16 protein-coding genes and 1 pseudogene are annotated in these 20,836 nt (G+C 74.0%); 8 read left to right on the top strand and 9 right to left on the bottom strand.

What is annotated here, in order from left to right:
* Positions 1-22: 22 nt before the first annotated feature.
* Positions 23-1,042, bottom strand: coding sequence for a hypothetical protein (locus ACFVWU_RS06620; protein ID WP_387616461.1), 1,020 nt, complete (start codon positions 1,040-1,042; stop codon positions 23-25).
* 575 nt (positions 1,043-1,617) lie between these two features.
* Between ACFVWU_RS06620 and ACFVWU_RS06615 the strand changes: the two are divergent.
* A pseudogene (locus tag ACFVWU_RS06615) lies at positions 1,618-2,667 on the top strand (IS200/IS605 family accessory protein TnpB-related protein); the annotation flags it as partial.
* On the opposite strand, the gene ACFVWU_RS06610 reads toward ACFVWU_RS06615, so the two are convergent.
* Positions 2,660-3,556: a LysR family transcriptional regulator gene (locus tag ACFVWU_RS06610; protein WP_387616459.1), complete on the bottom strand. Its 897-nt coding sequence runs from the start codon at positions 3,554-3,556 to the stop codon at positions 2,660-2,662. The pseudogene ACFVWU_RS06615 and the gene ACFVWU_RS06610 overlap by 8 nt on opposite strands.
* 129 nt (positions 3,557-3,685) lie before the next feature.
* Here ACFVWU_RS06610 and ACFVWU_RS06605 point away from each other — a divergent pair, with 129 nt between their 5' ends.
* The 4 genes from ACFVWU_RS06605 (at position 3,686) to ACFVWU_RS06590 (ending at position 6,939) form a co-directional block, all read left to right on the top strand.
* Positions 3,686-3,985: a hypothetical protein gene (locus ACFVWU_RS06605; RefSeq protein WP_387616457.1), complete on the top strand. Its 300-nt coding sequence runs from the start codon at positions 3,686-3,688 to the stop codon at positions 3,983-3,985.
* A gap of 74 nt (positions 3,986-4,059) precedes the next feature.
* Complete coding sequence (locus ACFVWU_RS06600) at positions 4,060-5,028, top strand: alpha/beta hydrolase (RefSeq protein ID WP_387616455.1); 969 nt, start codon at positions 4,060-4,062, stop codon at positions 5,026-5,028.
* An 11-nt stretch (positions 5,029-5,039) separates the two neighbouring features.
* The gene (locus ACFVWU_RS06595) at positions 5,040-5,828 is read left to right on the top strand and encodes a glycine betaine ABC transporter substrate-binding protein (RefSeq protein WP_387616453.1); all 789 of its coding nucleotides are present in this window, start codon (positions 5,040-5,042) and stop codon (positions 5,826-5,828) included.
* Between the two features lie 31 nt (positions 5,829-5,859).
* On the top strand, positions 5,860-6,939 hold the full coding sequence (locus ACFVWU_RS06590; RefSeq protein WP_387616451.1) for a zinc-binding alcohol dehydrogenase family protein: 1,080 nt from the start codon (positions 5,860-5,862) through the stop codon (positions 6,937-6,939).
* On the opposite strand, the gene ACFVWU_RS06585 is transcribed toward ACFVWU_RS06590, so the two are convergent.
* On the bottom strand, positions 6,936-7,934 hold the full coding sequence (locus tag ACFVWU_RS06585; RefSeq protein ID WP_387616449.1) for a GlxA family transcriptional regulator: 999 nt from the start codon (positions 7,932-7,934) through the stop codon (positions 6,936-6,938). The two genes, ACFVWU_RS06590 and ACFVWU_RS06585, sit on opposite strands and share 4 nt — an antisense overlap.
* A gap of 155 nt (positions 7,935-8,089) precedes the next feature.
* Here ACFVWU_RS06585 and ACFVWU_RS06580 point away from each other — a divergent pair, with 155 nt between their 5' ends.
* From ACFVWU_RS06580 to ACFVWU_RS06570, 3 genes are all read left to right on the top strand, one after another.
* A complete protein-coding gene (locus ACFVWU_RS06580) occupies positions 8,090-8,395 on the top strand; it encodes a putative quinol monooxygenase (protein WP_387616447.1) in 306 nt (101 codons plus the stop codon).
* 24 nt (positions 8,396-8,419) lie between these two features.
* On the top strand, positions 8,420-9,457 hold the full coding sequence (locus ACFVWU_RS06575) for a polysaccharide lyase (RefSeq protein ID WP_387616500.1): 1,038 nt from the start codon (positions 8,420-8,422) through the stop codon (positions 9,455-9,457).
* Between the two features lie 190 nt (positions 9,458-9,647).
* On the top strand, positions 9,648-10,511 hold the full coding sequence (locus tag ACFVWU_RS06570; RefSeq protein WP_387616445.1) for a hypothetical protein: 864 nt from the start codon (positions 9,648-9,650) through the stop codon (positions 10,509-10,511).
* Positions 10,512-10,591: 80 nt separating this feature from the next.
* Here ACFVWU_RS06570 and ACFVWU_RS06565 read toward each other — a convergent pair whose 3' ends face one another.
* From ACFVWU_RS06565 to ACFVWU_RS06540, 6 genes are read right to left on the bottom strand one after another with little or no spacing between them, the layout of a single operon-like run.
* Positions 10,592-11,137 (bottom strand): NADPH-dependent FMN reductase, encoded by a 546-nt coding sequence (locus tag ACFVWU_RS06565; protein ID WP_387616443.1) that lies wholly within the window; start codon positions 11,135-11,137, stop codon positions 10,592-10,594.
* Between the two features lie 44 nt (positions 11,138-11,181).
* The gene (locus tag ACFVWU_RS06560) at positions 11,182-11,997 is read right to left on the bottom strand and encodes a thioesterase II family protein (protein WP_387616441.1); all 816 of its coding nucleotides are present in this window, start codon (positions 11,995-11,997) and stop codon (positions 11,182-11,184) included.
* Positions 11,994-12,605 carry an NADPH-dependent FMN reductase gene (locus tag ACFVWU_RS06555; protein ID WP_387616439.1) on the bottom strand — a complete coding sequence of 204 codons (612 nt, stop codon included), beginning with the start codon at positions 12,603-12,605 and terminating at the stop codon, positions 11,994-11,996. Before ACFVWU_RS06555 ends, ACFVWU_RS06560 begins: the two co-directional genes overlap by 4 nt.
* A 43-nt stretch (positions 12,606-12,648) precedes the next feature.
* Positions 12,649-14,235, bottom strand: coding sequence for an MFS transporter (locus tag ACFVWU_RS06550; protein ID WP_387616437.1), 1,587 nt, complete (start codon positions 14,233-14,235; stop codon positions 12,649-12,651).
* Positions 14,236-14,291: 56 nt separating this feature from the next.
* Complete coding sequence (locus tag ACFVWU_RS06545; protein WP_387616435.1) at positions 14,292-19,493, bottom strand: SDR family NAD(P)-dependent oxidoreductase; 5,202 nt, start codon at positions 19,491-19,493, stop codon at positions 14,292-14,294.
* Positions 19,494-19,525: 32 nt separating this feature from the next.
* Positions 19,526-20,797, bottom strand: coding sequence for an acyltransferase domain-containing protein (locus tag ACFVWU_RS06540; RefSeq protein ID WP_387616433.1), 1,272 nt, complete (start codon positions 20,795-20,797; stop codon positions 19,526-19,528).
* Positions 20,798-20,836 lie beyond the last annotated feature (39 nt).

Genomic DNA, 20,836 nt, shown 5'->3' with positions numbered 1-20,836 from the left:
CCACCTGTGTGGTCGTGCCGCGCTACCTGGCTGCGGCGGGGGCGTGCACCGCGTTCGACCACATGAGCTGGACGGGAACATCGCCACTCCCGTCCGCGAGTTTCACCGACCTGAAAATGGCCGAGCTGGGAGCCAGCCCGAGATCGGCCTCGTTGATGGGCAGATCGCCGATCTCACCCTGGCCGATCTCCGAGTACCAGCCGACCTTCGACTCGTCGTTGAACCGAACGGCGTCCTCCACGTCGGGATCCGTCCGCGCCTCGTTGAGCTCGTGGTAGAAGGTGGCGACGACGTTTTCCCAGGATTCGTCGAATCGGACTATCCCGTTGGATCCTTCCGAGAAGACCCCGACCGCGTAGTAGGTCGTCACGGTCTGGTCACCCTTGGCCACGTGCACCGATCCGTGGTACCCGCCCAGTCCGTGCGTCGAGTCACCGTCATCGTCGTCGATCTTGATCAGGGCGCGCGTGCGGCGGGAGTGTTCCTCTTCGGTGCCGGGCGGGGGCTGGAAACCGGGCGAGAAGCCGTCCACGAGGATGACCCCTCGCGGCAGCATCATGTTGATGACGCACTGCCCGGGATCGTTGTCGCCAAGCACCCCGCTCAGGAACAACTGGCCGGCGAGCTCCTCCGCCTGGTCCTTGAAGAACCGCGATCCCTTCGGGGTGTCCAGGTCCACCACGGCGGGCGGCAACGCCCTGGAGCTGATGCTGTCCGAGTAGTACTGGTCCATGACCGATTGCAACGTGCTGTCCGACATCGCCGCCGCGAGTGCCTTGTCGATGTTGTCCATGTCGCTCCCGGCCCAGGCCGCGGCACCGCCGACGAAGCGGTTGACGAAGACCAGGTCGGCGATCGTCTTGCCGCGATGGTCCTTCAGATCCCAGGTCGGAATCTCACGGAACCCGTCGGCCGTCACCGCAGCGGCCGCGGCCTCGCCGGCCAGCGCGGTCCGCCTGCTCGCGAGCGCCTGAGCAAATCGCGAGCCGGGGCCCACCACAATGCCGCGCGGCCTGATCTCCCCGTTCTCGGAATAGATCATGGCAAATATCCCCTTAGGTATGAGCCGGGACAAATGGCGCCACGAACACGTCGGGGGTCCGGGCACATTCCATTTCTCGCGCGTACACCCGTGCGCCCGGCCGACCGCCACCCGGTGGGACGTGCAGCCAAAGGAGCTGGAGGGCGGGCGCCGCACACATTCGTCCCGATTTCAGTCTATCGCCGACGTCCACCGCTGACGTGTCGTAGGGCGCCGCCGTCCCGGCCTACCGGCGGCTTGTGGGCGTACACGCACTCGTCGCGTCACCGCCGGTCACAGCCCTGTCGGACTCCCCATGCCGGCGAATCACCCGCGTTCGCCGACCCGCCGAGCGGCGGCCGTGCCCGAGCCCCCCGGACGGAGCCGCTCACTGCGTCGCTCGCCCGCGCAGGCATCGGTGCCCGCCGCCGTCGTGTCAGCCCGACCCGGCCGGGCCCAGGCGCCTTCGGAGGTGGCGGGGGGTTGTGAACTGTTGGGGATTGAGGTCGTTTTGGTGCGCATAGGTGTCCATGAGTTTGTTGTCGATGGCGGTTTGTTGGATCGATGAGGCGACTGTCGGTGGTGTGTGTGAGGGTCGCTGGGAGGCGTCCCGCTGGTTCCTGTCCGCCGACGGGGAGCCGGGGAAGCGGTTCGGCAACGAGACGATCCGGGTCACCCCGGACGGTGAGGTGTCGATCAAGCTGCCCGCGCCGCTTGCCGAGCATGCCAACGCCGCCAGCGGCCGGTATGTCCTGACCGCGAAGGTGGCGTTCGCGCACCGGGGCACCGAGTGGGCCGACCGGATCGAGGGCCACCGGGCGGTGGCGTACCGCATCCACCGGGATGTGGCTCGTGGCCGCTGGTACCTTGACGCGTCCTGGGTCCGGCCGGTGGTGCGGACGATGCCGCTGGAGGCGGCCCGCGCGGCCGGGATGGTCGGGGTGGACACCAACGCCGACCACTTCGCCGCCTGGCACCTCGACCAGTACGGCAACCCGGTCGGCGAGCCCCGCCGGTTCCGCTACGACCTTTCCGGCACCGCCACCCACCGCGCCGCCCAGATCCGCCACGCCATCGCCCGGCTCCTGCACTGGGCGAAGCGGTGCGGTGTGAGGGCGATCGGCCTGGAGAACCTGGACTTCACCGCCGAGACCACCCGCGAGAAACACGGCCACCGCAAGCGGTTCCGGCAGCTCGTCTCCGGCATCCCCACCGGGAAGCTCCGCGCCCGGCTCATCTCCATGGCCGCCGAGCAGGACATGGTCATCGTCGCCGTGGACCCCGCCTACACCTCCCAATGGGGCGCGCAGCACTGGCAGAAACCGCTCGCGACACCCACCCGCACCACCACCCGACACGACAGCGCCGCCGTCGCGATCGGGCGACGCGCCCTCGGACACCCGATCCGGCGACGGACGGCACCGCCCCCCGACGACCGGAGCGATCGTCGTGGGCATCGGACCGTCCAGGCCCCATCAGGTGTGCGGGGGCGCGAGGGAACCCGCCGCCCCGTCACGGACCGCGCACACGATGCGCGCAGCCGAGCGGGGACAACGAGAACGCGGGCGACCAGTCGGGCATCCACCACCGTTCGGGATGCACGCAGTGATCAGACCTGGGTCCAAGACTCACTCCTGATCACTTAATTGGAACGGTCAGTAGGCAGTGGTCCGCCAGGTCCTCCAGGAAGGCGGCGACGACGGGATCGGGGGTGGTGCGGGTGTAGGCGGTCAAGGCGCGGCCGACCGGGGGGTCCGGGCGCAGGACGGCGCCGTTGAAGCGGGGCGGGATGGTGTTGGCGGGGACGAGGGTGGGGCCGAGTCCGGTGGCGGCGTAGTTGGCGGCGGCGGGCGCCTGCTCGGTGCGGACCGCCACCCGAGGACGGAAGCCGGCTGCGGCGCAGGCCTGGTCCAGGAGGTCGGCCAGGCCGCTGTCGGGGGTGAAGTGCACCCATTCCCGCTCGGCGAGGTCGGCCAGCCGGACGCGGGGCGCACCGGCGGAGCCGGCCGCGGGATCGTCGGTGTGGGTGATGACGAAGAACTCCTCGGTGCCGAGGTGGCGCACCGGCCCCTCCCAGCCGGGCGGTGGCGGTCCGACGGCGATGTCGGCCTGACCGGCGTTCATGGCCGCTGCCAGTTCCTCGGTGCGTCGGTGCTCGAACAGCCGGACCCGCACGCCCGGGTGGTGCCGGCGCCAGGCGCCGAGGGCGGCGGGCAGCAGGCCGTAGCTGATGGAGTAGAGGGTGGCGAGGTGGAGTTCGCCGGTGGCGAGGCCGGCGGTACGGCGGGCGGCGGTGGTGGCGCGCTGGGCCTCGGCGAGGGCGGCGCGGGCATGGGGGAGCATGGCCCGCCCCGCCGGGGTGGGGCGCACGGTGCGGGGCAGGCGTTCCAGCAGCGGGCTGCCGATCTCGCGTTCCAGGGCCTGGAACTGGTGGGAGAGGCCGGGCTGGGTGATGTGCAGGAGTTCGGCCGCGCGGGTGAAGGAGCCTTCGTCGACGATCGTCACCAGATATTCGAGCTGTCGCAGCGTTGGCATGTGTTCAGCTTATGGGTTTGATAGGGAACAGTCCTTGGACGCATACCGGCCTCGGTCCGCAGGATGGGGTCATGTCCGGCGAGGCGGTATCGGGGCCTCGCCGCTTCCCGCTACCAAGGAGTTGTCCCCATGTCGAACGCATCCGGCGCCGGTGTCCTCGCGGTCTTCAAGGCGGCCCCGCATGCCACGGACGAGGATTTCGCGAAGGTCATCGACGCGGAGCTGGCCCGGGCCAAGGACCTCGTCGACCAGGGTGTGATCGTGCACGGCTACCACCGCGCGGACTGCGTCGGTGCGGCACTGGTCATGGACGCCGTCACGGTCGAGGCCGCGCGCGAGATCATCGCGACCTTTCCTGCGGTCGCGGCGGGCCTGATCGAGACCGAGACGGTCATCCCGCTGGTTCCGCTGCAGCTGCCGCAGGACTGACGAACCGCGGGACGGCCGGGCACCGCTGCCCCGGCGGTGCCCGGCCGTCCTCCGGCAGCTTTGTGAAGGCGTCCATGCACGATCCCTTCGCACCGTCCGGGCCCGTCCTCGACCCGGCCGCCCGCGCGCTCGCCGACCAGGTGGCGGCCGGGCCCGACCCGCGCCGGCTTCCCCTGTCGGAGATCCGCGCCCGGCTGGACCTGGCCCAGTCCGGTCCGGTCGAACGCCCCGACGCCCACATCGAGGACCTGTCCCTGGCCGGGCCGGACGGCGCGGTCCGCGTCCGGCTGGTACGGCCGACCGCTCAAGGCCCGGCACCGCTGCCGGTGATCCTCTACCTGCACGGCGGAGGGTGGATCGCCGGCGGTGCGATCAGCCACGACCGGCTGGTCCGGGAGCTGGCGGTGGGGGTGGGCGCGGCCGTGGTCCTCGTGGACTACGACCTCGCCCCCGAAGCCCCCTACCCCACCGCCCTCCGGCAGGCCCGCGCGGCAGCCCACTGGGTGGCCACGCACGGCCTCGGACGCGGACTGGACCCGGCCCGGATGGCCGTGGCCGGCGACAGTGCCGGCGGCAACCTGGCCGCGGCCCTGACCCTGCTGGCCAAGGAGCACGGCGGGTTCGCCTTCCGTCACCAGGTCCTCATCCACCCGCCCCTGTCCGCGTCCTGCGACACCGACTCCTACCGCCGCTTCGCCCGGGGCTGCTTCCAGAGCGCCGACCACCTGCGCTGGCTGTGGCAGCAGTACGTACCCGATCCGGCACGGCGGAGCGAGCCGACCGCCGCGCCACTGAACGCCGAACCGCGCGAACTCGCGGGACTGCCACCGGCGTTGGTGATCACCGCCGAGGCCGACGCGCTCCGCGACGAGGCGGAGGCGTACGCCGCGAAGCTGCGCACCGCCGGCGTGCCGGTCACCTGCGTGCGCTACCAGGGCACGATCCACGCCTTCGTCGTCCTCGACGCCCTCCGGAAAACCGGGGCCGCCCGCGCCGCGCTCGCCCAGATCGTCGCGACCCTGCGCGAGGCGCTCCACCCATGACAGGAGACCCCGTGAACACTCCCCCGCCCGGACCCGCGATCACCGTGGGCACCATCGCCCTGTCGTTCCACCGCGCCACCGCGGCCGTCACCCGCCGCGTGCTGGAGGCCCACGGCCACCGGGTCGAGAGCATCGAGGCCCCGCACGAGCAGCTGTTCCGGCTCCAGGCCGCCGGCCGCATCGACGTCCTGGTCTCCGCCTGGCTGCCCTCCAGCCACGACACCTACCTCTCGGCCTACCGGGACCAGGCCCACCTGCTCGCTCCCCACTACCACCCCTACTGCGTATGGGCGGTGCCGCCGTACGTCCCGGCCGACGCCGTGCGCGAGGTCGCCGACCTCGCCCGGCCCGACGTCGCCGCCCGCATGACGCACGCCATCGACGGCATCAACCCGGGCGCCGGCATCAGCCGCTTCTCCGCCCGGATGGTCACCGCCTACGGCCTCGACCGGGCCGGCTACACCTTCACCCCCGGCACCGAGGCCGGGTTCATCGCCCGCGTCGAACAGGGGATCGCCGACCGGGAGTGGTTCGTCGTCCCGATCTGGCGCCCCCAGTACCTCAACCGCCGCCACGGCCTGCGCCCGCTGGCCGAACCCAAGGGCCTGCTCGGCACCGTCGACGCCGCCTCCCCCGTCATCCGCCGGGCGAGCCTCGGCCGCATCCGCCCCGAGGCACTGGCCCACCTCGACGCCCTTCACCTGGGCAACGACGGCGTCGAGGAACTCGACGCCTGGATCAGCGCCGACGGCCTCACCCCGCTGCAGGCCGCCGACCGCTACCTCGCGGCTCACCCGTAACCGCCCGCACCAACCCACCGGAGACATGGAAATGAACCCGCACCCCGACACCATGCCCGCCGTCGCCTACCGCACCAGCCTGCCGATCGACGACCCCGCCAGCCTGGAGGACCTCGCACAACCCGTTCCCGAGCCCGGCCCGCACGACCTGCTCGTCCGGGTCGAGGCGATCGCCGTCAACCCGGTGGACTACAAGGTCCGTCAGAACGCCGACCCGGGCGGCGCGCCCCGGGTGCTCGGCTGGGACGCCGCGGGCACCGTGGTCGCCGTCGGCGAGCAGGTGACCCTCTTCCAGCCCGGCGACGACGTCTACTACGCCGGCGCACTCGACCGCCCCGGCGCCAACTCCCGCTTCCACGCGGTCGACGAGCGACTGGTCGGCCCCAAGCCCGCCACCCTCTCCTTCACCGAGGCGGCCGCGCTGCCGCTCACCGCGCTCACCGCCTGGGAGGGCCTGTTCGAACGCCTGGGCCTGCGCCACGGCGACCTCGGACAGACCGGCACCCTGTTGGTCACCGCCGCGGCGGGCGGCGTCGGCTCCATCGCCACCCAACTCGCCCGCACGCTCACCGGGTTGACCGTGGTCGGCACCGCCTCCCGGCCCGCGAGCGTCGAGTTCGCCCGCCGGATGGGCGCCCACCACGTGATCGACCACCACCGCCCGCTGGTCGAGCAGCTCGCTGACGTCGCAGCCGGCGGAATCGACCACGTCTTCGGCACCGCCGGCACCGACCGGAACCTCGCCGCCTACGCCGAGGCGCTCAATCCCTTCGGGCAGATCGTCGCCATCGACGACTTCGACACCCTGGAGATCGGCGCCCTCAAGGCCAAGAGCATCTCGTTCCACTGGGAGTTCATGTACACCCGCTCGATGTTCCGGACCCCCGACCAGGCCACCCAGCACCGCATCCTCGCCCAGGTCGCCCGGCTGGTCGACGCCGGACTGATCACCACCACCGCCACCCGGGACCTCGGCCCGATCAGCGCCGCCAACCTCCGCGAAGCCCACCGCCTCCTGGAGTCCGGCACCGCCATCGGCAAGACCACCCTGACCGGCTGGGCGGTCGAAGCGAACGCTCGGCCTGCCGCGGGTTCCGCCCGGCGCGTCTAGGCCGATGGTGCGGGCCGCGCGGCGGCATCGGCGGCACCGCCGTGGCGCAGCGTTTCGAGGGATGCGCCGCGTCGGCGCCGTACGAGTTCCCGCAGGGTGCTGACGTTGCGGTAGCCGACCCGGCCGGCGATCGCCTCGGCGCTGAGCGTGGTGGTGCGCAGCAGGAAGGTCGCCTCGTCCAGTCGGATGTCCTGGACGAAGTCCAGGGGTGATGTGCCGAGGACGGTCTGCGCGGTGCGCTGGAGGGTGCGCTGGCTGACGCCGAGCGTGCGGGCGGCTTCGGCCAGCGGGGGCGGATCGGCCAGGTGCGCGCGGGCCCACCGTTCGAAGGCGGTCATCAGCGGGTCCGCCTGGGCCAGTTGGGTGGGGAGGGCGAAGGCGGCCTGCGAGGGTCGGTCGCCGATCAGCAGGTAGCGGGCGACGAGGTCGGCGAGGGCGGGACTGTGGCGCTGCACCACCCACAGCGCGAGGTCGATGTGGGCGAAGGCCGCGCCCGCGGTGGTGACCGGGCCGTCCTGGATCAGCGTCCGCGAGTCCTCCAGCACCACGCCGGGGTAGCGTGCGCGGAAGGCGGGGCCCAGCCACCAGCTCGTCGTCGCCCGCCTGCGTTCGAGGGTCGCCGACTCGGCCAGGAAGAACGCTCCGCTGCACGCGGCGGCCAGTGGGGTGCCGGAGGCGGCGAAGGCGGCGGCGAGGTCGAGCAGCCAGGCGTTGGCGGGCTCGCGGACCGCTGCGACCACCCGCTCGGGGGCCTGGAAGCCCACCGCCGGCATCAGCAACAGGTCCGTGCCGTGCGGGAGTTCCCCGACCGGTACGGTCGTCAGGCTCAGCCCGTTCCCCGTACGGACCTGCGGCCCCCCGCCGACCACGGTCACCGAGAACGGCGGCGCGCCACCGTCCCGCGCGCTCAGCGAGTTCGCCGCGCCGAGCACATCCATGATCGCCGAAAGCCCTGAATCGAAGACGCCGTCAACCGCTGCCATCACCACGCGCATGGCGCAAACGGTACTCGAAACGTCGTTTCCGCCGCTCGTGGCGGATCGATCACGGCCCTAACGTCTTTCCCGGGCCGGACATTCGCTACCGGCCCCGCTGCGAAGCCGCTGACGGCATCGCCACCCAACCACTGACCTACCATGGAGATCCCGTCATGACACTGAAGCTCGGAGTCCTCGCGTTGCTGACCGCCAAGCCGGGCAAGGAGGCGGAGCTGGCCGCGTTCCTGGACGCCGGCCGCGCCGTCGTCGAGGACGAACCCGGTACCCGGGTCTGGTACGCGTTCCAGGTCGACAGCGCGACCTTCGGCATCTTCGACGCCTTCGCCGACGAGGACGCGCGCCAGGCCCACCTCACCGGCCGCATCCCCGCCGCACTCGCCGAGGTCGGCCCGGAACTGCTCGCCGCCGCCCCCGACATCCGCCTGGTCGACGTCCTCGCGGCCAAGAACCCTTCCTGACGCGACGGCGTCGGGAAAGCGCCGATCTCCAGTGCTCGCACCCGAGGTGGAGATCGGCGCACCCGGCCGGCCGCGTCGCCCGGGAGGGCATCCGCCGGAACCGACCAAGAGGAGGACTCCCGTGCTCCACGTCCCCGGCGGACCGGGTGGCGGCGCCGACCGGCCACCTCGGCAGCGGTCGGCGCGACCGTCCTGGCGCTGGCGGCCGCCGCCGGCTGCGGCGCGGCACCGGCCGGCAGGCCCCCCGCCCGTCCGACGCCCCGACAGCCCGCAGCCGCGGCAAGCGGCCCCGTCGGAGGAGGTGCCGCCTGGACCGGGCAGTTCACCGGCTACGGCTCCCCGTCGTGGCAGCACGCCTGGGGCGTCGCCGGCCAGGGCGCCTGGGGCGGCGACAACCTGGCCGAGGTCTCCGACCCCACCGCCCCCGGCGACGGTTCCGCCCTCCGGGTCACCTACGGAGCAGGCTCCTCGGACAACAAGTGCGCCGACTGCCCCGCCACCGGAGGCGGACAGTTCTACACGGACCTGAACGCCCTCGGCCTGTCCGCACTCGCCCACGGCAGCACCCTCGACCTGGCGTACCGGGTCAGGTTCCCGGCCGGCCGCGACTGGGGCAGGGCCGGGAAACTGCCCGGACTCTACGGGGGCCGGATCGGCCAGGAGTCCGGCGGCAACCACGGCAGCGGCTGGTCCACCCGGTACATGTGGCGCGGCGCGAACGGCGTGCCCGACAACGGCGAGGTCTACCTCTACACGCCCACCAACTCCGGCCCGACCGGCTACGGCGTGGACGAGGGCCTCGGCGACTGGCGGTTCCTCGCCGACGGCACGTGGCACACGGTCGAGCAGCTGGTGAACCGGACGACCGGCGACATCACCGTCTGGTACGACGGCCGGCAAGTCCACTCGGCCCACGGCGAGGCCTCCGGCATCAGCTCCCTCCCCTTCGGGGGCGTCCTCTTCTCCACCTTCTACGGCGGCCACGACACCAGCTGGGGGCCGACGAGCACCCAGCAGGCCTACTTCGCCGACTTCTCCCTCTCCCCTGGCGTCCAGCACTGACCGCGAGGACGTGAACGGCACCGCCCGGTACGCCCGACCCCGGCGACCGGCGGGCGACCCTGCTGGTCCTCACCGAGGCCGCCGCTGTTCCGCCGGTGTTCCTCCGCTGTTCCGGACGGCCTCGCGGGCCGTCTCCCGCATTCGCCGCACCGGCCCGCGGACGCGACCGCGTACCGTACGGTGTGGGTCCATGGATCAGATAGCTCCCCTTGACGCCCGCCGGTGCTACACGGCACATCATCCGGTGCACGCCGCCTACTACTTCGCGCCGGAGCACGACGACTGGTACGGCCTGCTGGGCCTGGACCGCGGTCCGATGGCGTACCTGGCCGGGCGGTCGGCGCCGCTGGGGAGGCCCGGTCCGAGCCTGGTCAGCGCGGTGTTCTACAACTTCAGCCCGGAGCTGATCGCCCGCTGTCTGCCGCGCGCCTGGGACGCGGCGGCGCCGGAACGGGTGCTGGAGACCAGACTGCGGATCGTGGACGCCTGCCTCACCCGGCTGCTGGGCGCGGAGGCGGTGTCCTCGGCCGCCATGGCGGAGGCGGCGGACCTGGCGATGCGGGCGGTCGAGGGCTGCACCGGAGCGGGTCGGCCGATGTTCGCCGCCAACGCGGACCTGCCGGTCCCGGATCGGCCGCACCTGCGGCTGTGGCACGCGGCGACGCTGCTGCGCGAGCACCGCGGCGACGGGCACGTGGGCCTGCTGGTACAGGCCGAACTCGACGGCCTGGAAGCACTCGTGACGCACAGTGCGACCGGCGCGCACTGGAAGCCCTCCTTCCTCCAGCCCCAGCGCGGCTGGTCGCCGCGCGACTGGGCGGCCGCCCAGCAGCGGTTGCGGTCGCGCGGACTGCTGGACGAGACCGGCGAGCTGACCGCGCAGGGGCAGGAGCTGCGACGCACCCTGGAGACGGAGACCGACCGGCTGGACCTGGCGCCGTACCGCCGCCTCGGCGCCGAGGGCACCCGGCGGTTGACCGAGCTGGCCGGGGCGTTCTCCCGCACGGTACTCGCCCGCGACGGCATGCCACTGGCGCAGATCGGCAAGCGCTGAGCGCGGATCGGCAAGCGCCGCACACGGACGGCGGCGGCCCCCGGACGTTCCCGGGAGCCGCCGCCGTCCGTTCGTCGGGCTCAGCCCTCCGCCGCCGCCAGGGCCGTCTTCTCCGCGGCCGAGCGGGCCATCGCCGCCAGGACCTCGCGCAGCTGGTCGAGAGTGGCCTCGTCGGCCACCCGGCCGCCCTTCATCTTGGGGCCGGCCACCGGGATGGACATCGACTCGGGCAGGACGTCGGCGCCCATCATCCGCAGTGTCTCGGTGGTCCAGGCGCGGGCCCGCTCGCCGCCGGTGGTGGCGGGCGAGGCCGTCACCACGGCGACCGGCTTGCCGACCAGCTCCCCACCGCCGACGATCCACTCCAGGCCGTTCTTGAGCACCCCGGACATCCCGGCCGCGTACTCGGGGCAGGTGATCAGCACCGCGTCGGCGCTCTTCAGCTCGGCCCGGAAGGCCATCACCGAAGCGGGCGGGCCGGCGACCTCCACGTCGTGCTCAAAGTACGGCAGCCCCGCCAGGCCCTCGAATATCGTCAGTTCCGTGCCCGGACCGCACATGTCGGCGGCAGTGAGCGCCACCGAGCGGTTGAGCGAGCCCTCGCGCAGGCTCCCGACGATCGCCACGAACTTCATTCCTGTCCCATCTCTCGTTCCGCGTACGCCCATTGTCACGCGATCGAGGCCACCGCCGCACGTCGTACCGCCGTAACGGCCGCCACGATCTGACGGCTGACCAGGTGGCGGTGGTCGACCAGGTAGAAGTGGCCGCCGTGATAGACGTGCAGTCCCCGGTAGTCCCGGGTGTGGCGCTCCCAGGCGGCCAGCCGCGGCCGGTCGACCAGCAGGTCGGTGCTGCCGCCGAAGGACGACAGAGCCACCGGCAGCGGGTCGGCGTCCGGGTCGGGCCGCCAGGTGTCGACCAGGGCGAAGTCGTTGCGGAATGTCGGCGCGAACACCTTCCACAGCATCTCGTTGTCCAGCACGGCGGGCGGTGTCGCGCCCACCGCCCGTAGCCAGTCGCGCAGTTCGGCGTCGGACAGGTGGTGGCGGGCGGCCGGGCCGGCGCCGTGGCCGGCCGACGGCGCCCCGCAGGAGGACAGGCCGAGCCACAGCGGCGCCCGCCGCCCCGGCCGCGCCAGCCGGCCGGCCAGCTCGTAGGCGACCAGCGCTCCCATGCTGTGGCCGAAGAACGCGTACGGCCGGTCCAGCCACGGGGCGAGCTCCCGCTCCAGGAAGTCGGTGAGCTCGTCGGCGCCGGCCAGCGCCGGGCGGTCGGACAGCCGCCCCCGGCCGGGAGCGTCCACCAGGCACAGCTCCCAGTCGCCGGGGAACAGCTGCTCCCAGCCCCGGTAGAGCAGGTGCGAGCCGCCCGCGTGGTGGAACAGGAACAGCCGCAGCGTGGCGTCCGGCCGCGGCCGGGGGCAGGTCACCGCGCCGCGCACGAGCGGGCGCACCCTGGCCGGGCCCGCGGGTATCGCGCTCACCCGCGCGCCGCGGCCAGCGCCGCGTCGAGCGGGTGGACGGCCGGGAGCCGGCGCATCCGGGCGAACTCCACGACCTGTCCGGCGACCGCCTCCAGTCGGGACTGCAGACGGGCGTCGGTGCAGCGGCCGTCAGGACCGAACCCGGCCTCGACGGTGTTCACCGCCACGCCCAGCGGCGTCGGCCAGCCGCGCAGTGCGCACACCACGTCGCGCAGCGCCGACAGTGTGGACACCGCGCCCTGCCAGCCCGCGCCGACCGCCAGGCAGCCGACCGCCCGGCCGGTGAAGTACGGCCGCGCGTCGCCGCGCAGGTCCTCGACGTAGTCGAGGGCGTTCTTCACCAGGCCGGAGATGCCGCCGTGGTAGGCCGGGCTGGCCAGCACCAGCCCGTCCGCGGCCGCGATCTCGGCGATCAGCCGCTCGGCCCGCGGCTCGCGGACCGGCTCGCGCGGGTCGTACAGCGGCAGCAGCAGGTCGTCGCCGGCGATCAGCGAGGTCCGGGCGCCGAGCCGCTCGGCTTCGGCGAGCACCGCGCGCAGCGCCCGCTCGCCGGTCGAGCCGGGCCGGGTCGATCCGCCGATGCCGACCAGTAGCGGCGGCTGTTCCATTACCCCTCCTTCTGTCGGTCGGTCAGGTCCTTCTGTCGGCCGGTCAGGCCGCGACGGGTGCGGTCGGGGCGCCGGCGTCACTGCGGGCGCTCTCGTGCAGGTCGCGCCGGTGGATGAACAGGAAACCGATCGCGGCGCCGACGGCCGCGAACACGGCGCACCACACCATCACGTCACCGAGGGCACTCACGAAGGCGCTGCGGGCGGCGTCGGTGACGCCGGCCAGGGAGTCGGCCGGGACGGCCGCGGACAGGCCGCCGGTGCCGGACGCGGCGATGGTGCGGCCGAGCGGCTCGGCCTGCGCGCCGAGCGCGGAGCCGGCGGTGGAGGCGGCGAAGTCGGCGACCACCTTGTGGTGGAAGAGCGCGCCGAACGCGGCCACCCCGACCGCGACGCCGACCTGCTGGAACGTTTCGCCCATGCCGGAGGCCATACCGGCCTTCTCGGGCCGGACCACGCCGATGGTGATGGCGGCCCGCGGCGGGTTGAACAGGCCCATGCCGATGCCGGTGACGATCATGCTGGGCAGCATCGCCGTCCAGTCGCTGCCCGGCTCGACCAGGGTGATCAGAGCCATGCCGACGGCGATGAAGCCGATCGAGGCACCGATCAGCACGCCGGGCTGCACCGAGGCGAGCGCGCCGCCGGTGATCGCGGCGACGATGAACAGGGTGATCATCATCGGCATGAAGCGCAGGCCGGTCTCCCACGGCGAGTAGCCCAGCACGTTCTGCACGTAGGAGATCTGCAGGAACACCGCGGCCAGGCTGGTGGCGTTGGACAGCAGGGTGGCCAGGCACACGCCGCTGAAGGTGCGGATGCGCAGCAGCGACATGTCGAACATGGCGGCCTCGCCGCGCCGCAGCTCGACCACGACGAAGAGCACCAGCAGCAGCACGCCGCCGGCGAACGCGCCGAGGATCGGGGCGCTGGTCCACCCGGTGGACTCGCCGCGCAGGAAGCCGAGCACCAGCAGGGCCAGGCCGAGGCCGAAGGTGACCATGCCGGCCCAGTCGATGCCGTACGGGACCTGCTCACGCGACTCGTTGAGCTTGGCCAGGCCGATCAGCAGGGCGATCACGCCGATCGGGACGTTGACCAGGAAGATCCACCGCCAGCCGAAGGTGTCGGTCAGCAGGCCGCCGATCAGCGGGCCGAGGGCCAGGGCCAGGCCGGCGATGCCGCCGAACACGCCGAAGGCCTTGCCGCGGTCGGCGCCCCGGAACTCGTTGCCGATCAGGGCGGGCCCGACCGAGAACAGCACGGCGGCGCCGATGCCCTGCACGCCGCGCGCGAGGTTCAGCGTGAGCACGTCCTGGGCGAGGCCCGCGCCCAGCGAGGAGAGGGTGAACAGCACCAGGCCGGTGCTGAACACCCGCTTGCGGCCGAGGCGGTCGGCCAGCGAGCCGCCGGTCAGCAGGAACGCGGCCAGGGTGAGCGTGTAGGAGTCGATCACCCACTGGAGGTCGGAGAACCCGGCGTTCAGGGTCTCCCGCAGGTTCTGGAGGGCGACGTTGACCACGGTCACGTCCAGCATCAGCATGAACATCGCCACGCACGCCAGTGCCAGGGTCCATCCCCGGGCGGAACCTCCCGTCGCCGCGGCGGCCGACGGGTTCTCGGCTGACATCACGCAAGTCCTTTCGTCACACGGGGCGGTGGCCCCGCTGTTCGGTGGTGCACTGCTCATCGCCAGGCGCCGGTGGCCGGGTCGTGGACGCCGCGAACCGCGCCCTCGATCCCGGTCACCGCGATCAGGGCCCGCCCGTCCGGGCCGACCAGGGCACAGTGCTCAGTGCCGTCGGCCGCGAACCAGTGCCGCAGCAGCAGGCCCTGAGGGTGGGCGGCGGCCAGCGCGAGGTCGTTGGCGCCGGTGTACAGGCGCACATCGGCCAGCGCGGTGGGCACGATCACGGGTACGGGGCCGGGGGTGCGGCCGTCGAGCACGCTGGTTCGCAGCAGGCAGTCCAGGGCGGTGCTGGGAATCAGGAAACGGTCGAACACGCTCCGCGCGGGGAGTTCCAGCCGCAGGTCGGCGGCGCCGCCGTCGGACAGCAGTCTGGGGTTGCGCAGGGAGCTGAAGACACCACTCAACTCTACCGTCGTCCCGGAGAGTTCGTAGGTGTTCGGAGCACTCCGGCCGACTTCGGCGACGGGCGGGCAGAGCGGCCCGGCCGTCAGGGTGCGGGCCAGGGTGACCGTCATCCGGCTGTGCTCACGGGCGGGCACCGGTCCGTCGGCCGGGGTGAGCACCCGGACCGCGACCCGGTCGCCGTCGCGTTCGGCGGTGACCTGGAGGGTGCGCGGCCAGCGGTGTTCGGCGGCACGGATGAACCGGGAGAGCACCACGTCGCCGATCCGGGCCGGCACCAGGCCGGGGGCGAGTGCCGCGGCGGCCTCGGCGGCCATCTCCAGGATGAAGGTGCCGGGGACGGTGGGCCGGCCGTCGACCAGGTGGTCGCGCAGGTACGGGTGGCCGTCGAGGTCGACGTGGCAGGTCCAGACCGCGGTGCGGCCGCTCCGGGCGGGCGCGGCGGTCAGGAAGGCACGCGGCGCGGCGGCCAGCGGCCCGGGCGCGGGCACGGCCCGGGCTGCGGCCCGGAAGCCGGGGGCACGGCGCTCCAGGGTGGCCCAGTCGGCGTCGCCGATCCAGCTGGTGGCCAGCCCATGGCTGCCCCGGCCGGCCAGTTCGGTGCGGAAGAAGGCCCGGCCCTGTTCGTCCGTCAACTGACCGATCTCGTTCTGCCGGGCGAGCAGCGCGCCGGCGGGCGTGTCGGCCGAGGCCATCCCGGACTCGACCCACAGCCCGGACGTGAACGCGACCTCGTCCCGGCCGTCGATCGCACGGGCGTGTGCGGCGGCCAGCATCAGGTACTCGTTCGCGGCACCGTAGTCGGGCTCGCCGCGCAGGCCGATGAAGGCGGACACCGAGCTGACGGCGCACCACAGCGCGGGCCGGCGCTCGCCGAACGCGGCGCGCAGGTGGGCGTGGCCGCGGACCTTGACGTCCCGGACGGCGCGGAAGTCGGCGAGCTTCTTGCGGGTCACCCCGGCGGAGCGGCCCAGGCCGGCGCCGTGCACCAGGACGTCGACCCGGCCCTCGACGGCGAGGACCTCCTCGACGGTCTTGCGCACGGCACCCTCGTCGAGCACGTCGCACTGGCGGTAGTGGACCTGACCGGGGCCGCACAGCGCCTCCAGGTCGGCGATCACCCGGGCTCGTTCGTGGAGCTGGACGGCGCGCTCGTAGCGGCGGCCGAGGGCGGCCGGGTTCTCGCCGGGGTGGCGGGCGGCCAGTTCCCGCAGCGCCTCGACCCGGGGCGCGGGTGCGGCGGCGTCGGCCGGGTCGGGGGCGGCACCGGAGCCGAGCAGCCACACCGACTGCGGGGTGCGGCCGTCGACGAGTTCGCGCACCAGGTGGGCGGTGAGCCCGCGGGCACCTCCGGTGGCGACCACGACGGGGGCGTCGGGCAGTGCCGGCGCCTGCTCGGCGGCGGGGACGGGGACGGGCAGCAGTTCCAGTCGTTCGCCGGCCAGGTGGTAGGCGGCGGGGATGAACCGCTCGGCGGCGGACTCCTCGGCGAGCAGCGCCAGCGCCGCGTCCGCCTCGGTGCGGTCGGTGACCACGGCGAACATCAAGCAGTCCGTCAGTTCCTGGGCCAGGCTGCGGACCAGGCCGGTGAACAGGCCTCCGTGCGGGGCGGGCACCAGACCGTCGGCACCGTCCAGCACCAGCACCGCGAAGGAGCGCAGGTCCGGGGCGCGGTGCTGGGCGGCCAGGAACGCCAGGTCGTGCAGGTCGAGCAGGCGCTCGGACACGGCGTCGGACGGCCGGTCCTGGAATCCGGCCAGGACGCGTACGTGGGTGAGGGCCCGGCCGTGCCCGTCGAGCAGGGCGGCCAGGTCCTCGGGCCGCTCCAGTCGGACGGCGGGGACACCGTCCACCGGCGTGGCGCCGCTCGGTACGGCGATCAGGCAGTCGGCGGGCAGCGGGAGGCCGGCCAGCGCCGCCGGGTCGTCGGCGAGCAGCAGGGTGCCCGCGGGGACGGCGGCCAGCGGCTCGCGCACCCGCCGGGCGGGCACCGGGTGCAGGGTCAGGGCGTGCCGGGCGAGGTGACCGGTCAGCACCTGCGGCCCGGCGGGGTCGGCGACGTGCGCCGGGGTGACCCGCACGGTCGGGGTGTGGGCGTCCTCGACGGACCGCAGCCGGCTCGGCTCGCCCCGGCGCAGCGCCTTGAGCAGGGCGACGGAGCCCTCGGCGCCCCGGTAGTCGCGGGGCTCGGCGGGGGCCGCGGGGGCCTGCGGGCGGTCGAGGGAGAGCTCACCGAGTACGGGCAGTCCGCGCTGCTCGGCGGTGCTGCGCCGGGTGAGGACGAAGCCGACGGCCGCGTCGGCGACCGGGCGCGGGTCGCGGGCGGGCAGGCCGTCGACGGCGGCGCTGACGCCCATCACCACGGCGAGGTCGATCTCGCCGTCGCGCAGGTAGCGGACGGCCGTGACGAGCGCGGACAGCGCGGAGTCCCGGCCGGCGTCGACGGTCATGTTGGGGCCGTGCAGGTCGAGGCGCTGGACGACGCGGGCGGCGATGACGTTGGGCATCAGGCCGGGATAGGCGTCCTCGTTGATCGGCGGGGTGAGGCCGCGCACGGTGTCGGCGAGCGCCGAGGCGGGAAGTCCGGCGGGGGCGGTGACGTGCCGCTCCAGGTCGTCGAGGTGGTAGCGCAGCGCGTAGCCGTGGGCGTTGCGGGTGGGGCCGCTGTGGCCGACGAACACCCCGGCGCGATCGGCGAGCCGCCGGTCGCCCACCCAGTCGCCGGCGATCCGGTCGGCGCACCGCAGGGCCATCAGCTGGCTGCGGTCCATGGCGGCGATGGCGGACGGCGCGAGCCTGGCCTCGACCGGGCTGGGCACGGGGTAGGCGTCGCCGAAGGTGGCGGGCCAGTCGGCGGCGGCGCCGGTCAGCCAGCGCTCCAGTTTCTCGGGCGAGGGGTCGCCGGGCAGGTGGGTGCCGGCCGCGACCACCACGACCGGGTCGTCGGCGTCCGCCGCGGGCCGCTCGGGTGCGACCGGGGGGCGGTCGGTGAGCAGCAGGTGGCCGTTGGTGCCGCCGAAGCCCATGGCGGAGATGCCGACGGTGCGGCGTCCGCCGTCCCGCTCGGGCCAGGCCAGGTCGGCGGTGGGCACCCGGACCCCGGTGGTGCCGTCGGGCAGGCCGGTGAACTGGCGCTGGCCGGGGATGGTCCGGTGACCGAGGGCGAGCAGCGCGTGCACCGCGGAGACCGCGCCGGCAGCCCAACCGGCGTGTCCGACAAGGGACTTGTTCGAGGTCATGGTCCAGGTACGGCCGGGCGCGGCGGCGGTGAGGGCGCCCAGTTCGGTGCGGTCGCCGGCCGGGGTGCCGGTGGAGTGGGCGACCACCCAGTCGACGTCCTGCGGGTCGGTGTCGGCGGACTCCCAGGCGCGGTGCAGAGCGATCTGCTGCCCGGCCGGGTTGGGGGCGTAGATCGCCTTGCCGCGGCCGTCGGAGGAGCCGCCGAAGCCGGCCACGTAGCCGAGGATCGGGTCGCCGTCGGCGACCGCGCGGCGATGGGTCTTCAGGGCGAGGATCGCCGCGCCGTCGCTGAACAGCACACCGTCGGCGCCGCGGTCGAGCGAGCGCACCTGCCCGGAGCGGGACAGGCCCCGGAGCTTGGAGAAGAGCACCAGGTTCTGCGTGGTCAGCGCGAACGCGCCGCCGCACAGGGCGACATCGGCCTCTCCGGCGCGCAGCGCGCGCACCCCGATGTCGATGGTGTACAGCGAGGAGGAGCAGGCGGTGTCGACCACCACGATCTCCGCGTCCGCCGGCAGGTCCGGCACGGCGGCCCGGGCGATCCGGTACGGCAGCACCTCGTCGGGGGTACCGGCGGCCAGCGGGTAGCGGCACTCCAGGCCGTCCGGGACGGGCAGGCCGGCGTCACCGAGCAGGCGGCGGGCACCGGTGGCGACCAGGGTGTGCTCCAGGTGCTGGCTGCCGTCGGGGGTCAGGCCCACCGCGAACAGCTGCCGGTCGGCCGGACGGACCGTCACCTTCTCGGTGGCACCGAGCAGCGAGTGCCGCAGCCACAGCGCGGTGTACTCATCGGCGGTGAACGCCCCGGAGTCGATCTCCGCGCGCAGCGCGGGGTGCGGGGTGAAGCCGGTCATGAAGCCGGACACCCGGGCGTACGTCTTGTCCTCGGCGGCGATGTCCGGCGACCAGACCGTGTCGAGGTCGATCCGGTCGCCGGGTTCGCCGAAGACGGGCTCGCCCTCGGTGAGCAGCCGCCAGAACTCCTCGGGGCTGCTGGCACCGGGCACGGCCAGGCCCATGCCCACCACGACCACCGCGTCCCCCGCGACGTCGTCGGCCGCCGCGTCCGCGGCGGCGTCGGGCCGGGGCTGGGGCGCGCCCAGTTCGAGGGTGCGGCCGTCGAGCGCGACGGCGTCCGGGCCGGTCAGGAACACGGCGACCCGGGCGGCAGCCGCGTCCCGGCCGTCGGTGGAGTGCAGGGCATGGATCCGCACGCCGGGGGCGGCCGCCGCGAGCAGTTCGCGGACGGCCCCCTCCAGCTCCTGCCGTTCCCCGCCCGGCGGCCCGACCAGCAGCAGGGCTCCGCCCGGCGCCAGGGCGCGGACGGCCTCGGCGGCGGCCTGCCGGGCGGCGGGCCGCCACCCGTCCAGGTCGGCCGTCACGACCGCGGCGGCGGGCCGACCGGCCGGGCCGGCCTGCGCGAGCGCTGCGGCGACGGCCGGCCCGGTCGGCTCGCAGGCGAGCACGCGGGCGTCGGCGAACGCGGCGGTCAGGGGCTCCACTGCGCCGGGGTCGGCGGCGACCAGGACGGTGCGCGGGGCGGGGTCGATCGGCATGGTGACTCCGTGGGATCCTTCGTGAGGGTCGGTCAGCTCGCGAACGCCGGTGCGGCGAGCACGAGTTCGGCCACGTCGGCCAGAGTGGACTGGGCGATGAACCGACCGGGCTCGATCGACTCGCCCAGACCGAAGCGCTCGACCACCTTGGCCAGCATCTCCACCCGCTTCAGCGAGTCGATACCGAGGTCCGCCTCCAGATCGGCGTCCGCGGTGACCATCTCCACGGGGTAGCCCAGCGTCCCCGCGAACAGCTCACGCAGCTGCGCCACCACCTCCTCCAGGCCCAGCCCCACCGCCCCAGCAGGCTCCGCCACGACCGACTCGGCCACGACCGGCTCCGCCACCACGGGCGCCACCACGGCCTCCACCGCGGCCGGCCGCGCGGCCGGCTGGGCCGCGGCCTCCACCGCGCTCGCGACGGCGACGTCCGGGACACTGCGCCGCACCAGCCCGGACAGGCCTGCCCGGCCGCACTCCACGAACCGTTCGGCGCCCTCGGCGTGCAGCGCGCGCACGGCGTCCAGGAACCGCACCGGAGCGGTGAGCTGGCGGACCAGCAGCTCCTTGAGGTCGTCCCGGTCGCCCGCCCAGCCACCGGCGACCGGCGAGTACACCGCGTGCCGCAGCGGGAGTTGCCGGATGCCGACGATCCGCTCACGGAAGTCGTGCGCGGCGGCGGCCAGGCCCGGGCTGTGGAACGGGTAGGGCGCGTTCAGCCGTATCGTGCGCGCGCCCAGGGCCTCGGCGAGCCGGGCGACCAGGGCGACCGACTCGTCGGGTCCGGCGACCACGGACTGCCGCGGAGCGTTGACCACGGCGAGCGCCAGCGCGCGGTCGTCGGCCGCGCCGACCAGGTGGGCGGCGCGGTCCGCGGACAGCTCCAGGGCGAGCATGCCGCCGCGGCCGGGGTAGTGGGCGAGCAGCGCCTCGGCCCGGTGGCACACCAGCCGGGCGCCGTCGGCCGGCTCGAACGCGCCGGCGAGGGTGAGGGCGGCGATCTCCCCCATGCTGTGGCCGACCAGGGCGTCGGCCGGGCCGGCCGTCCCGGCGATCCGGTACCCGCCGACCGCGGCGGTGAACACGGCGAGCTGCAGCGCGAACGGGTCCTCGCGGACCAGCTCGGCGGCGGACGGGGCGTCGGCGCGGGTGAGCAGGCCGCTCACGCCGGGGCGGCCGAACTCGGCGGCGACCCGGTCGGCGGTGCGCAGCGCCTCGGCCAGTCGGTCGTCGTCCCGGCCGGCGAACATGCCGGGGGTGTAACCACCCTGCCCGGGCAGCAGGTAGACGGTCTGTACTGCCATCACGCGTCCTTCGTGGGTGTCGTCTGAGTACTCGTCGGG

This window comes from Kitasatospora sp. NPDC058190 (assembly GCF_042883685.1).
Taxonomy (GTDB): domain Bacteria; phylum Actinomycetota; class Actinomycetes; order Streptomycetales; family Streptomycetaceae; genus Kitasatospora.
The sequence above is the reverse complement of the archived record's forward strand: the minus strand, read 5'-3'. Positions and strand labels throughout refer to the sequence as shown.

Coding starts and splice junctions, on each gene's coding strand:
- ACFVWU_RS06555 (WP_387616439.1), bottom strand. CDS start 12,605: ATGGAACAGCCGCCGCTACTGGTCGGCATCGGCGGATCGACCCGGCCC.
- ACFVWU_RS06590 (WP_387616451.1), top strand. CDS start 5,860: ATGAACCCGCACCCCGACACCATGCCCGCCGTCGCCTACCGCACCAGC.
- ACFVWU_RS06600 (WP_387616455.1), top strand. CDS start 4,060: ATGCACGATCCCTTCGCACCGTCCGGGCCCGTCCTCGACCCGGCCGCC.
- ACFVWU_RS06545 (WP_387616435.1), bottom strand. CDS start 19,493: ATGCCGATCGACCCCGCCCCGCGCACCGTCCTGGTCGCCGCCGACCCC.
- ACFVWU_RS06605 (WP_387616457.1), top strand. CDS start 3,686: ATGTCGAACGCATCCGGCGCCGGTGTCCTCGCGGTCTTCAAGGCGGCC.
- ACFVWU_RS06580 (WP_387616447.1), top strand. CDS start 8,090: ATGACACTGAAGCTCGGAGTCCTCGCGTTGCTGACCGCCAAGCCGGGC.
- ACFVWU_RS06585 (WP_387616449.1), bottom strand. CDS start 7,934: ATGCGCGTGGTGATGGCAGCGGTTGACGGCGTCTTCGATTCAGGGCTT.
- ACFVWU_RS06550 (WP_387616437.1), bottom strand. CDS start 14,235: ATGTCAGCCGAGAACCCGTCGGCCGCCGCGGCGACGGGAGGTTCCGCC.
- ACFVWU_RS06540 (WP_387616433.1), bottom strand. CDS start 20,797: ATGGCAGTACAGACCGTCTACCTGCTGCCCGGGCAGGGTGGTTACACC.
- ACFVWU_RS06620 (WP_387616461.1), bottom strand. CDS start 1,042: ATGATCTATTCCGAGAACGGGGAGATCAGGCCGCGCGGCATTGTGGTG.
- ACFVWU_RS06570 (WP_387616445.1), top strand. CDS start 9,648: ATGGATCAGATAGCTCCCCTTGACGCCCGCCGGTGCTACACGGCACAT.
- ACFVWU_RS06610 (WP_387616459.1), bottom strand. CDS start 3,556: ATGCCAACGCTGCGACAGCTCGAATATCTGGTGACGATCGTCGACGAA.